This is a genomic window from Kosakonia sp. MH5 (assembly GCF_009935945.1).
Lineage (GTDB): Bacteria > Pseudomonadota > Gammaproteobacteria > Enterobacterales > Enterobacteriaceae > Kosakonia > Kosakonia radicincitans.
In genome coordinates, this window is record NZ_QODH01000005.1 from 334,994 (window position 1) to 348,606 (window position 13,613).

A 13,613-nucleotide genomic window follows, 5' to 3' on the forward strand; every position below is an offset into this window, starting at 1 on the left:
ACCTCATCCTGATGAGATTGATTAATACAGACCCAGTGGCGTTCCGCTGTAGCTGACCAGCAGGTTTTTAATCTGCTGATAATGACTCAGCGCCAGCTTGTGCGTTTCGCGCCCAACGCCCGAATTTTTGTACCCACCAAAAGCCGCATGTGCCGGGTAGAGGTGGTAACAGTTAGTCCACACGCGCCCGGCTTTAATGCCACGCCCCATGCGCCATGCGCGGTTGATATCCAGCGTCCACACCCCGGCGCCAAGACCGAATTCGGTATCGTTGGCAATACGCAGCGCTTCAGCCTCATCTTTGAAAGTGGTGATCCCGAGCACCGGCCCAAAAATTTCTTCCTGGAAACAGCGCATGCCGTTATGGCCTTTAATCAATGTCGGCAGAATGTAGAAGCCGTTTTGCAGGCTATCCCCGTGCTTGATCAGCTCGCCGCCGGTGATGATTTCGCCCCCTTCTTCACGGGCGATATTGATATAGGAAAGGATTTTGTCGTACTGCTCCTGCGAAGCCTGCGCGCCGATCATTGTCTCGGTGTCAAAGGGGTCGCCTTTGCGGATGTTTTCCATACGCGCCAGCACTTTTTCCACGAACTGCGGATAGATGGACTCCTGCACCAACACGCGGGACGGACAGGTACAGACTTCGCCCTGATTGAAGAAGCCAAGCACAACGCCTTCGACGGCTTTATCGATAAATTCAGCATCGCCATTCAGCACATCTTCAAAGTAAATATTGGGGGATTTGCCGCCCAGCTCGACGGTGCTGGGAATAATGTTTTCCGCCGCGCAGGAGAGGATGTGGCGACCTATCGGCGTCGAGCCGGTAAAAGCAATTTTCTCAATGCGTTTGCTGCGCGCCAGCGGTTCGCCCGCTTCCGTACCAAAGCCATGAACCACATTGAGCACGCCTTTTGGCAGCAGATCGCCAATCAGCTCCATCAGCACGCAGATACCGAGCGGCGTTTGCTCTGCGGGTTTCAGCACCACGCAGTTACCCGCCGCCAGCGCAGGCGCCAGTTTCCAGGCCGCCATTAAAATCGGGAAGTTCCACGGAATGATCTGCCCGACCACACCGAGCGGTTCATAGATATGATAAGCCACCGTATTGCTGTCGATTTCCGCGGCTGTGCCTTCCTGCGCCCGGATGCAACCGGCAAAGTAGCGGAAGTGATCAACCGCCAGCGGAATATCCGCCCCCATCGTTTCGCGGATAGGTTTCCCGTTGTCCCATGTTTCTGTTAACGCCAGCACTTCCAGATTGGCTTCAATGCGGTCTGCAATCGCCAGCAGCACATTCGAACGTTCCTGCACGCTGGTTTTTCCCCAGGCGTCGGCGGCAGCATGCGCTGCATCCAGAGCCTTCTCTATATCCACCGCGCCCGAACGCGGGAATTCGGCAATCACCTGTCCGGTTACCGGCGAGGTATTGGTAAACCAGCCGCCCTCTACCGGGTCTACAAATTTTCCGTCGATATAGTTGCCATAACGCTGTTTAAAAGAGACTTTTGCGCCATCAAGGCCAGGGTGAGCGTATTTCATCAGATGTTCCTCTTTTATTATCGGTACAGGTGAGGCGTCTCGCGCCAGGGCGGACAAAGGAACATAAGCACTTCTTATGCCAGATTGCTGCTGACATAAGGGTAAATGGATTTTCTCTTTGAGAAACAATGAATAACAGGCGGGTTTAAAGATTAATCGTACAAAACGGCAAAAAATGATGTGCAAGCGAGTACAGGAATTGTGTCGCACGTCGCTACACACGAGACACTCTTATGCTACACAAATGTAACATCATAATTGCCGGAGAGTAACATGCCGACACGCGTAGACACTTTGCCAACAACCCGTTCCGGTCTGCCTTGCCAGTTGCAGGATTCCTGGCAACGTAGCCTTAACTATGGGCTGACACGGGATGATGACGCCCAGCCCTGGGTGGCTAACGCGATGCTGAAAGATGCGCGTGCGGAAAATGGCTGGGTGAAACACCTGGTTGCTCCTTTACTGGCGCGGCTGCGGCCGGAGCTGAACAAACACCCGTCGATTATGGTGATGTCCGACGCGACCGGGCTGGTGCTGGAAACGCACGGCAACAGCGATTTTCTGCACAAAGCGCAGCGCTATGCGTTGTCGCCCGGCAATCTGTGGGGCGAACATGCGCGCGGCACCAACGCTATCGGCACTGCGCTGGCGCTCCAGCAACATTGTGAAGTGGCTGGCGGCGAACACTATCTGAGCCGTAACGCCGGGTTGTTCTGCTCGGCCGCGCCGGTGTTTCGCCCCGACGGCCAGGTTGCCGGAGTGCTGGATCTCTCCACTCCGGCAATGACGCCGCGCCATGATGCAGCCGCATTGATCCGCCGCACGGTATGCCAGATAGAACACGCCTGGGCCACCAGCGCTCTGGGCGCTAATCGCTGGTTATTAAGCCTGCATCATGATGAAAAAATCCTCGGCACCGCGCAGGAGTTACTGCTGATTTTTGACGATCGCACGCTGCTCGGCGCCAATAAACTGGCGATGGATGCGTTCGCCCTGACCAGCGGTCATTTTGGCGCACTTGAGCTGGATGCGCTATTTCCCGGCCTTGAGCTACGCGCCGGTGAAACAGTGCTGGAAACCGGTAATCATCAACGTTTCTATGCCCGCCAGACGCTGCCAGCCCGCCGTTTTAGCGGACGCGGCAGCGCACAGCAGACAGAACAGCACGGTATCGAAAAAGAGAAAGCGCTGCGCATTGTGAATGCCGGGATTGCGTTGTGCATTACCGGTGAAACCGGCTCTGGCAAAGAGTATCTGGCACGCGAGTTGTACAGCCGCAGCCAGTGGCATGCGGGCAATTTCGTCGCCATCAACTGTGCCGCGTTACCCGAACATCTGATTGAATCAGAGCTGTTCGGCTATGTTCCCGGCGCTTTTACGGGTGCCAGCCCGAAAGGCTATATCGGCAAATGCCGCGAAGCGGATGGCGGCGTGCTGTTTCTTGATGAAATCGGCGATATGCCGCTGGCGCTGCAAACCCGCCTGCTGCGCGTGTTGCAGGAGAAAAAAGTGACGCCGCTGGGTGCCAATAGCAGTTGGGATGTGAATTTTGCTTTGATCTGCGCAACACATCAGGATCTGGCCGCGCGGGTGCAGGCAGGCACGTTTCGCGAGGATCTGCTGTATCGCATTCAGGAGTTTCACCTGCGAATTCCGCCGCTGCGTGAATGGCAGCATAAAGAGGGGTTTATCCAGAAATTGTGGCGCGAACTGGGTGCCGCCAGCCGTGGGCTGACGTTAAGCGATGAGGTGGTGAACACGCTCGCGCACCGGCCGTGGCCGGGCAATGTGCGTCAGTTGTTGAGCCAGCTACGGGTATTAATGGCGCTGGCAGAAGATGGCGATCAGATTAGGATTACCGATCTGCCCGGCGAAATCCACGCCGTGCCAGCGCCGCAACGGCCCAACGACGAACAGAGCGCCATTGCGCAAGCGCAGGGAAATATGAGCCTTGCGGCGAAAAAACTCGGTATTTCGCGCAGCACGCTGTATCGACGGCTGGCAAAATAGTATGGCCAAAATAGCCATACTATTCAGTTAGTTACTCTACCGCCGTCGCCTTGATCCACTCGGCAAATTTGCTCACGCGGGTGAACTGCTCAGCCGGGGCAATTAAGCTACGGGAAACCAGGCCCACGACATAGCGGTTGCCGTTGTAATCGGCATACAGCGGGCCGCCGGAATCACCGCCCGCCGTGCCGCTACCTGCGCAGACATGGAAAGCCGGATCCTGGTTGGTCGCCGGGTAGCCCGCCGGAACGTCGGTACACATCTTATCCGGCAGAGCGACCAGCGTTTTTTTATTCAGCACATTCGGGCGCACGCCATTTGCGTTATCGCCAAAACCCACTGCCGTCAGCGGAATATTGGTCAGTGCAGCAGGCGGATCCTGCTCCGGGTTTAAACCGGCCAGCCTGGCGAAGTTGCTGCTGTTCGCCGCACGGGACAGCTTAATCAGCGCAAGATCGTTTTTCGCCGTACCGCCAAGCGTGGTCGTGTCATAGTCAGGATGAACAATCACTTTCTCGATGGAAACCTGGTCTTTCTTCACCAGCGGGGTGTAGCTTTCCATCCCGACCATGATACTCGCCGTGCTGGTATCAAAATGCGAAACACAGTGCGCCGCCGTAACCGCCCAGCGGGAGTTAACCAGCACGCCGCCGCAGACATGACCCGCTACCGTCGTACCTTTGCTGATGGTAATAAAATCAGGGAATTCACCGGCTATTGCCGTCGATCCGTTGACGATACGCGCAGCAGCCTCGCTGGCGGCAGCCGTTTGCATGGTCGCCATCGGCACGATAAACGCCGCCGCTAATGCAGCGGCAATCAGTTTTGCTTTCACTATTAAATCTCCAGGATAAAAAGCCGCGCCAGCTTCCGTAATTCCATCAGCGCGATCAATTGAAATCATTCAGTGTAAAATGCCTGCTTATTCCCGAATAAAAATAAACAAAGAAAAACACAGTCCGGGGAATATATAAATCAACAATCCTTCTGTAAATACAGACAGTTTTCTTATTTGCGGGAATATTCTCTAGCCAGAATATTTTTAGGCATTGTGCATGATGCACAGCTTAACAGAAAGAGACTTCGGACGTGTGGTTGTCGGCAGGATAAACCGGCATGTAATCAGTGGGATGAAAAGCAAAAAAAAGCCGTACTGACGGGATGAATAACGTCAGTACGGCAAGTTAAAAAATGCAGGTACTAAACTGTGCATATTCTCAAAGAGAAAGAGAAAGACAAAGATAGGCACGGAATGAAATATACTCAGTGACCAGTTCAAAGTAAATAAAGACATTTTTCCTTCTATCCTGGAATATTCCACATAGTTATTCTCAGGACTGTCCACGATAATGTTTATAATTGAGCTGATATTTTTCAAGACGTAATCCCAGCGCGCGCCGTGTCATATTCAGATAGCTGGCTGCGCGCGAGACATTGCCCTGAAATTTCACCAGCGCTTCAGTGATCAGATCGTATTCCACCCGCGCCAGGCGCGCTTCCAGCCCTTCCTGCTCCGTCAGATGGTCAATAATCGGTTGCAGATGAATGGGCAGATGATAACTGTGAATAAACCCCTCATCCGCCAGCAATACCGCCCGTTCCATCACATTTTCCAGCTCGCGCACATTGCCCGGCCACGTATAGTTGAGCAGCATATTCAACGCCGGGGTAGCGATGGTCGGCACGTCTACGCCCTGCTCGCTGGCAAAGCGGGCGTTAAAATGATCGGCAAGGATCAAAATGTCGCTGCCCCTTTCGCGCAACGGCGGAATGGTGACGGGAAAGACATTTAAGCGATAGTAGAGATCCTCACGAAAAGTGCCCTGCTCCACCATTTCACTCAAATCCCGGTGCGTTGCCGCAAGAATGCGCACATTGACGCTCAGGGTTTCATTGCTGCCTACCCGCTCGAAACTGCGCTCCTGAATCACCCGCAACAATTTGGATTGCGCAGATAACGATAACTCCCCCACTTCATCAAGAAACAACGTCCCGCCATCCGCTTCTTCAAACCGCCCGGCGCGCCGGGAGATGGCACCGGTAAATGCGCCCTTTTCGTGGCCGAATAGTTCGCTTTCAATCACACTCTCCGGCAGCGACGCGCAGTTAAAACGGATAAATGGCCCGCCCGCGCAGTGGCTGTTCTGGTGAATGGCGGTGGCAACACGTTCTTTACCGACGCCGCTTTCACCGAGGATCAACACGGTAGTGCGCGCATGGCTGACTTTCTCAATCAGCCGGTAAACCTGCTGCATGGTGCGGGAGTTGCCAATAATATTGGCCGGTTTGAATTTTTCTCCGCCGTGCAGCGCCGTGTGCGTCTGCACTATTTTCTGCTGCGCGCGCTCAAGCAGATGCAGCTCCACGGCCTGCGCAATAATGGCGGCAATCACCCGTAACACTTCAAGATCGAGAAAACGGAGCTGCGCGTTGTGATAAACCCGCTCAATGCCGATGGTGCCCATCACTTTCAGCCCGCGAATAATTGGCACGCAGATAAAGGAGTGTTGTCCGTCACGCTGGCGATCCCAACTGCCGGTGCGGTTTAAAAACAGCGGATCGTCAGCAATGTGCGGCACGATAATCGGCTGACGTGTTTCAATCACTTTGCCGGTGATCCCCTCGCCCGGCGCATAAACGCCCTTTTCGGCCTCTTCTGGCGACAAACCATAACTTTCATGAATAAAAATTTGATCGCAACTGGCGTCATACAAGGTGATCATCGCCCGTTGCACCTGTAAATGTTTTTGCATCAACTCCAGCACCAGCTTTAGCGTGCTGGCTAAACTGCCACCTGCGCTGACCACTTTGCTCACTTCAGAGAGCAGCGGCATCAGTTCAGAGCGGCACTCACCCAACCGGCAACTGAATGACAGCGCACCTGTCAGCACCGGCGACAACGTGTTTGTAGCAACGGCGTTTTTTTCATGGCGCATGATGCATCTCCCGGTAACTCCTCCTGAACAGGCCCGCAGGCAAACAGTGCAAAATCAACGCCAGCACAAGATGGTATAATTCACATGCAATCTATTGATTATTCAGGCCAAAAAAAATACACATACCGCCATGACTGCAAAAAGTGTTCCCCGGCGAACACTTTTGTCGCGTTACCGACATCAGGACGCCGTTTTTGTCACCACCACCCGTAGGTTGCCATCGTCCAGCGGCGTGCTGTGATACAGAAGGTGGTAGTCCGCAAGGCGAACAAACCATTTCGGCACATGGTCACACCGCAGTTCCAGCCGCGTGAACTCTGCGCGAGCGAGCAACGGTACCAGCAGCAACTTCGCAGTATGCGTGTCATCAGCTCCGGCCTGTCGCGCGGCGATCAGATCGACATAAAATTCGCCGGGTTCAGCGCCAGAGCGAACAAATGCCTGCGGCGGCAGCGTCACCGCTTCCGGCTCCATGGGCTGCCGCGCAATGGTGTCCAGCGCCGGTTCCGGCGCGCCCGTACACTGCCACAAAGTCAACCCGAGCCCATCGAACCAGGCGCGCGGCGCACCCTGCACCTCGCGCGTGACGAAATGGCGGCAGGCAGGTAGCTGCGCCAGCATCGCCAGCGTCCGTTCACGAAAAGCTTCAAGCGATGTACAGGACGACAAATCGAACGCAATTTGTTGCGCAATCTGCCAGCGTCCGCAATCACGAGAAAACAGTGTCACTGTGCCAGGCGCGGTGAGTGGCGCCACCTGTCCTTGCGGGTCGAGAAAAACCGCAATATTCATCTTTCCTCCGGACTAATAGCCGTGTTGTTTCCCCTTCATCGAAGTAATGTCAATGCGGATAACCTGGGTGGCTTTCAGATTGGCGGCGGGAAAGTGGAACGTTTTATCGCTGAAACGCGCCATCAGGCGGTGCAGCATGGTGACCTTTTCCGTCTCGTCGTCAACAAAATGGGTTTTACCGACGCCTATCACCGTGCGGTGACGCGCCTCAAAGTTGCAGGCCAGGTCATCTTCGATGATGCCGCCGTATTCAGACACCGCAAAGCAGATGTTGGCGTTTTGCCGCATGATGTCGATTTTGCTCCCGGCGCGTGCCGAGTGAAACCACAGCGCCGTGCCATCCCAGACATAAAACACCGGCAGCAGAAATGGCATATCCGCGCTGGCCAGCGCGATATACATCACCCTTCCAGCCTGCAAAATCTCATCCAGCGCCTTAGGTTCAGTCAGTTCACGCTCATCGCGACGCATCTCGCCGTGCGGGTGCATTAGTGTCTGCTGGCTCATGATTTTTCCTCCTGCAGGCGTCGTTGTTCACTGGCAATCAGCGCATCCAGCGACTGGCAAACGCTGAGAATGCGTTCTTTGTCGTGCTCATCCGGTGTCCCGTGGTGATAGTCATCCACCGAGCAGATGCCGAAAATGCTGTCCAGCGACAAAATGCCGTCGCGCAGGGAGTCGCTAAACACGCTCTTTTGCGCGGCGCTCGCCAGCAGACTGCGGTAGTTATGGTTAAAGGGCATATCGCCGTGCAAGGAGCAGAGCGCAATCAGATAGCACTCAACAGCAATGGCCGCGACGTTAAATACCAGGCTGGCGGAACGGTTTTGCGCCGCCAGCAGACTGGCGCGGCGATGGTAACCTTTCGCATAGTCGTAACAGCGGACAAAACGCTGTTCATCGGTCTCAAACAGGAGTTGCGCCATGGTTTTCTCCAGCCGGGGCAAACCCCGGCGTTCAGGTCAGGCATTACCAGACATTGAGGATCCACTCTTTATTTTTCTTGTATTCCATATCGGTAAACAGCGTGTTTGCCATCTGCTCCGCCAGCCAGATAGCACCAGCGTAACCCACCACCGGATGGCGATAGTGCCCGGCGCGGTCGTAGGTGGGAAAGCCCACGCGCACCATCGGAATCTGGTTATCAATGGCGGTAAAACGCCCTTTCGAGTGACCGAGAATCAGATCCAGCTCCAGCTCACCTTCAGTAATGCGTTTTTCCATCTCCCACAGGTCGGCGTTGGTGACAATCTCCATCTTGTACGTCACCTGTTGCTGCAACGCCTGAATGCGCGGGTCATCGGCATAGGTGGCGTTATCATCACCCAGCAACAGCAGCACCGGTTTCATCTCCAGATCGAGGCAAAATTCCGCCAGCCCCACCACCAGATCCGGGTTGCCGTAGATCGCCACCTTTTTATCGGCGAGGAACATATGAACCAGATCGGTCAGCGCATCGAGGGCAATGCCGCGTTCACGCACCAGTGATTCAGGGATAGGTTTACCGGTGAGCGTTTTCAGGTTGTGCAGGAAAGTATCGGTGTTGCGAATACCAATTGGCGTCGGGCCAATCAGCGCCGGGACGTCAAACTTCTCTTCCAGATAACGCGCCGCTTTCGCCCCTTCGTAGCGGTTAAGCGCAATCGTGGCGCTGGCGTTCGCCGTACCGGTAAGATCGGCAATGGTGGTGTTGCCGTGTGAAACGGTATTGCCGGACGGCATCAGCGGCGAGTCAAAGGCTTCGATTTCAAACAGCACCGTGGCATCAATCGACATCTCATCCAGCAGATGTTTTAACGCTGTCACGTCGCCGGGGTTCACCCAGCCGGTGATGAGGTTGATCTTGCCGTTCGGCTCGCTTTTACGGGCGAAATACTTAACGATATCGCGCACCGCCACGTCATAGCCGCTGATCATACTGCCGACAAAACTCGGCGTGTGAATCGGGATCAGATGCACTTCGCGCCCGGCGTATTTCTCTTGCAGCAGGCCATTGTTGAGCTTACGCACCACACCATCGACATCATCACCAATGACCTCTGTCGAACAGGTGGTGATAATCGGGATCACTTTGACATGCGGGTAACGCATCAGCAGCACATCTACCGCCTGTTCCACGCGATCCAGCGCGCCAAATACCGCGCCATCTTCATGCACCGAGGAAGAGGCAATCTCAAAGCTCTCTTTCAGATGCTGGGAGATCAGCAGACGCACGAACATCACGCATCCCTGCCCGCCATGCACAATACCAATACAATCTTTAATGCCGATGCTGACATACTGCGCCCCGGCGGGCTGGCAGGTAAAAATCGGGTTGATTACCCCGGTGCGATCTTTCGCTTTTAATTCACAAGACATGCTCACCCCCTTCAGTAACGCTGGTCGGTCAGTTCGGCATTCAGCGAACCGGTGATGGTCAGATAATCCAGCCGCTGGTGCAGCGCCTCAAGCAATGCGCCGATTTCCGCTGTCTTCATGCTTTGTAGCCAGCTAAAGCGGGTTCGGTACGCATCGGCCAGCACCACGGCGTCGGCCCAGTAACAACGGTCAGCAGGGTTTGCCAGCTCGACCTCCTCGCCACATAACAACTGGCGAGTTTTCCCCAGCACGCCCGCGTTCTGCTTCTCACGATCCCAGGTGCGGGAGTGAAACTGCCACAGACAGTGCTTCATGATGTAATCCACCATCAGCTCTACTTGTTCATCCTGCGTCATACGGCCTCCTGACGGCGGGCGGCATCGGCGGAAAAATCCGGGTATTCGCGCTGGCGCAACTTGCTGACGCTGTCGAAGCCACCGCTGTATTCGCGCAGTTCGCTGTTATTGCGTATCGCATCATCAAGCCCGGCATCCGACAGCATGCGGGCGGTGGCGAAGCCCTGGCCAACCGGAATCGCCTGCTGGCTGATATCGAGCTGCGCCAGTTGATGGATCGGTGAATAGATCGCGTTGTAAATATCGCGGGCGAAACGCACCCAGCCTTCAAAACCTTTGTACGGCCCGTTGTGATACGCATGGGCGTTGAGGTATGGCACGCGGATTTTTTTCGCCACTTCGCCGGGACGTTTACCGGTGAAAATGACATCCGGCTTCAGTTTGTACATCGCCTCCAGCGACTCCAGTTCATTGGGATCGTCAATAGCCAGCGCGCCGGGTTCGCAGCGGGCAATGCCTTTTTCCATGTCGCCCTGATGACCAAACTTGGTGTAGACCGACACCACTTCCACGCCCATCTCAGCGTGGATCACATGCGCCCAGTGCCAGAGTTTCGAGCCACCCGGCCACAGGCACACTTTCTTGCCTTTCAGGCGTTCTTTGTACCAGTCCAGTTCCGGTTTCCAGCGGGCAATCTCTTCATCAATAATCGCCTGCGCCCGATCTTCAATACCGAAAAACAAACCGATTTTGCGCAGTGATTCGGCGAGCGGCCCGAAGCCAAAACCGTCGATGTCGAGACGCGGAATGCCGTAACGCACCCGCAATTCGTTGCAGATGTATTCCGCCGAACGTGCGCACTCCAGCACATTCAGATGGGCTTTATGCATCGCCCGCAGGTCGTCATAGGAGCCGTTGCCGGTAAAAGTCGACAGCACCTGAATCCCCATACGTTTGAAATAATCGACCATCACTTCCTGGTCACCCTGAATGTTATATTCGCCAACATAGTTGATGACATAATCGCTGGTGATCGTCGGTTCGACCGTACCGACTTTTTGGTTTATCCATGCGATATTAATCTTATGGTGCCCGCCCGACTGGCTTGGGCCGGCAAATCCCGGCGAGTTACAGACGAAAATATCCACTTCCGGACGCTCATCCATCACTTCCTGCGCAATGGCGGCAATATCATCACCGATTAATGCCGAAGCGCAGGTTTGATAAATGGTCATCCGTTTAATATCTGGATGAGCGTCAAATGCTTCAATGATATTGTTCTTGAGGACTTTCTCAGCACCAAAAACAATATGCTTCTCTTTCATATCGGTCGCGAAGGTATATTTAAGCTGGAAGTTATCGTTATCGCTGATATAACGTTTTGTCTGCCAGGTGTCGTACGTACAACCGACCGGGCCGTGGCTAATATGAATCACGTCTTTCATCGGCGTGCCGATAACATGTTTGGCACCACAATAGGCGCAACCGCGTTCGGAAATCGTTCCCGGAATGGTATTTAAATACCCCAGCGGCAGTGCGGAGGTGATATCTTCATCCGCCCCTTTAACGACGGCATGCTGTTTACGCTCGGGAATGCATTTACTGCAATCAAACTCATGATACGGCATAGTTAATCCCCCTTCCGGGAATGACTGTAAAATAACCGGACGAATTAATCGCTCAGACCATATTTAACGACCATCTTTTCCAGCTGATCCATGGTCAGCGGATGGGGGATCACCAGGTCGGTATTTTCAATGATCTTGCGTCCCAGTTCGCGATACTCCTGCGCCTGGTTAGCTTCCGGGTCAAATTCGGTGACGGTTTTCTTGTTGAATTCCGCTTTCTGTACGATGTTGTCCCGCGGCACAAAGTGGATCATTTTTGTGCCGATCGCTGCGGTAAACTCTTCGAGAAACTCTTTTTCACCGTCCACATTACGGCTGTTACAGATAATGCCGCCGAGACGGACGCCGCTCTGTTTGGCATATTTCACCAGGCCTTTACAGATATTATTTGCCGCATAAATTGCCATCATTTCCCCGGAAGCAACGATATAAACTTCCTGTGCCTTACCGTCGCGGATGGGCATAGCGAAACCGCCACAAACCACATCGCCGAGTACATCAAAAAAGATAAAATCAAGATCGTCTGCATAGGCTTTATTATCCTCCATCAGATCGATGGCAGTAATTACCCCACGACCAGCGCAACCTACGCCTGGCTCCGGGCCACCGGATTCAACGCAGCGGATATTAAAGACGCCAGTTTTTACCACCATATCATTGGTTATTTTCTCGGCCCCCTGATCGCGCAGAACATCCATTAATGTCTCTTGCGGTTTACCGCCAAGAATAAGACGCGTGGAGTCGGCTTTCGGATCGCAGCCATGAATAAACACTTTTTTACCGTGGAACCAGGCCAGAGCCGCCGCCGTATTTTGCGTGGTGGTCGACTTGCCGATCCCGCCCTTGCCATAAATAGCCAGCTTACGTGTCATGATATTTCCTCTTGATGAACAACATTGCGAAAGTGTGTTTGCAAACAGGCAGGAGGAAATTGCAAAGCGGAGGCCAGATTATCGCCAGCGGCAAAAAAATCGGGTTATTAACTGAAAGTATTACGCTTATTTATTTTTCGCCCGGGTGACGGGCGAAATATCGGCGGGAGAAAGTGTTCCGCTGTGAACTTTCCCGCCAGTAAAACGTTCGCGGAAGTGAAATTCAGCTAGCCTGCGAGCGGTGTTAACCAGCGGCTAATCACCTGCGAAAGCGCGCGGGCCAGCGCCGGGCTGTATTGCGCGGCCTGCTCGCGAAGCTGGCGCGGATCGATACCGGCATGACTCAGTTCACTGGCGTGGCCCACCAGCCAGCCTTCAAGCCCGATGGCGCTCACCTCCGGATGAAACTGCAACGCCAGCGCATGCGGCGCATAGAGAAAAGCCTGGTTATCGCAGACCGCGCTGCGTGCCAGGTGGCTCGCCCCTTGCGGGATGGCAAACCGGTCGCCGTGCCAGTGCAGTACCGGCAGATCCGCCAGCGGTGCCAGCAAATCGCTGTGCTCCCCGGGGGTGAGGGTCAGCGGCGAATAGCCAATTTCCGTTACGCCCATTGGCGCAACCTCCGCCTCCAGCGCACGCGCCATGAGTTGCGCGCCGAGACAAATACCGAGCACCGGTTTGCCGTGCGCCAGCCGCTCACGAATATGGCGCAGCTCTTCGCTGAGAAACGGATAAATCGCTTGCTGATACGCGCCGATCGGACCGCCCAGCACCACCAGCAGATCGGCGGCCTGGGGATCAAGATGAGCAAATGACTCAACCGGGGTGTCGATATAGCGGCATTCATAACCGAGAGAATGCAGCGTATCGGCCAGCGTGCCTAAATCTTCAAAGGGGACATGACGGAAAGCGACGGCCGTTTTCATTACAACTCCTTACAGGTTAAAGGCGGGAAGAAAACCATCGTCAGCCGGAAGCACCAGGATTGTCAATGCGGATGGTGTTGCTATTGATGAAGGAAAAACGCAATAGCGGTCGCGTTTTTTATTTTTTATACGCTATTTTTTGTGATCAACTTCAAACAAAAAAACATATAACGTACAGAAACGCAAAAAGAATCGGCTTTGTTATGCAAATGCACATTGTCTGACCCTGGCGATACTCCTAATCTTTGCCTGA

At 54.3% G+C, this 13,613-nt stretch carries 12 protein-coding genes; 1 reads left to right on the forward strand and 11 read right to left on the reverse strand.

The window, feature by feature from the left end:
* Positions 1 to 21 precede the first annotated feature (21 nt).
* Positions 22 to 1,542 carry an aldehyde dehydrogenase family protein gene (locus DK872_RS16050; protein ID WP_161518532.1) on the reverse strand — a complete coding sequence of 507 codons (1,521 nt, stop codon included), beginning with the start codon at positions 1,540 to 1,542 and terminating at the stop codon, positions 22 to 24.
* Positions 1,543 to 1,815: 273 nt separating this feature from the next.
* Between DK872_RS16050 and DK872_RS16055 the strand changes: the two genes are divergently transcribed.
* Positions 1,816 to 3,552, forward strand: coding sequence for a sigma-54-dependent Fis family transcriptional regulator (locus DK872_RS16055; RefSeq protein ID WP_161518533.1), 1,737 nt, complete (start codon positions 1,816 to 1,818; stop codon positions 3,550 to 3,552).
* 31 nt (positions 3,553 to 3,583) lie between these two features.
* On the opposite strand, the gene DK872_RS16060 is transcribed toward DK872_RS16055, so the two are convergent.
* From DK872_RS16060 to DK872_RS16105, 10 genes are all read right to left on the reverse strand, one after another.
* Positions 3,584 to 4,387: a trypsin-like serine protease gene (locus DK872_RS16060; protein ID WP_158262945.1), complete on the reverse strand. Its 804-nt coding sequence runs from the start codon at positions 4,385 to 4,387 to the stop codon at positions 3,584 to 3,586.
* A 496-nt stretch (positions 4,388 to 4,883) separates the two neighbouring features.
* Positions 4,884 to 6,488, reverse strand: a complete 1,605-nt coding sequence (locus DK872_RS28020; RefSeq protein ID WP_081850759.1) for a sigma-54-dependent Fis family transcriptional regulator — start codon at positions 6,486 to 6,488, stop codon at positions 4,884 to 4,886.
* A 180-nt stretch (positions 6,489 to 6,668) separates the two neighbouring features.
* Positions 6,669 to 7,280, reverse strand: coding sequence for a Fe-only nitrogenase accessory AnfO family protein (locus DK872_RS16070; protein ID WP_007371731.1), 612 nt, complete (start codon positions 7,278 to 7,280; stop codon positions 6,669 to 6,671).
* A gap of 12 nt (positions 7,281 to 7,292) precedes the next feature.
* Positions 7,293 to 7,787: a pyridoxamine 5'-phosphate oxidase family protein gene (locus DK872_RS16075; protein ID WP_161518534.1), complete on the reverse strand. Its 495-nt coding sequence runs from the start codon at positions 7,785 to 7,787 to the stop codon at positions 7,293 to 7,295.
* Positions 7,784 to 8,206, reverse strand: coding sequence for a hypothetical protein (locus DK872_RS16080; RefSeq protein WP_035888623.1), 423 nt, complete (start codon positions 8,204 to 8,206; stop codon positions 7,784 to 7,786). The genes DK872_RS16075 and DK872_RS16080 overlap by 4 nt, the downstream gene beginning before the upstream one ends.
* 43 nt (positions 8,207 to 8,249) lie before the next feature.
* Positions 8,250 to 9,638 (reverse strand): Fe-only nitrogenase subunit beta, encoded by a 1,389-nt coding sequence (gene anfK / locus DK872_RS16085; protein WP_007371728.1) that lies wholly within the window; start codon positions 9,636 to 9,638, stop codon positions 8,250 to 8,252.
* A gap of 11 nt (positions 9,639 to 9,649) precedes the next feature.
* Positions 9,650 to 9,994 carry a Fe-only nitrogenase subunit delta gene (gene anfG / locus DK872_RS16090; RefSeq protein WP_007371727.1) on the reverse strand — a complete coding sequence of 115 codons (345 nt, stop codon included), beginning with the start codon at positions 9,992 to 9,994 and terminating at the stop codon, positions 9,650 to 9,652.
* Entirely contained in the window at positions 9,991 to 11,562 is a 1,572-nt protein-coding gene (gene anfD, locus DK872_RS16095) for a nitrogenase iron-iron protein, alpha chain (RefSeq protein WP_007371726.1), read from the reverse strand. The genes anfG and anfD overlap by 4 nt, the downstream gene beginning before the upstream one ends.
* Positions 11,563 to 11,606: 44 nt before the next feature.
* Positions 11,607 to 12,434 carry a nitrogenase iron protein gene (nifH, locus tag DK872_RS16100; RefSeq protein ID WP_035888626.1) on the reverse strand — a complete coding sequence of 276 codons (828 nt, stop codon included), beginning with the start codon at positions 12,432 to 12,434 and terminating at the stop codon, positions 11,607 to 11,609.
* A gap of 227 nt (positions 12,435 to 12,661) precedes the next feature.
* Positions 12,662 to 13,360 (reverse strand): glutamine amidotransferase, encoded by a 699-nt coding sequence (locus DK872_RS16105; protein ID WP_007371723.1) that lies wholly within the window; start codon positions 13,358 to 13,360, stop codon positions 12,662 to 12,664.
* Positions 13,361 to 13,613: the final 253 nt, after the last annotated feature.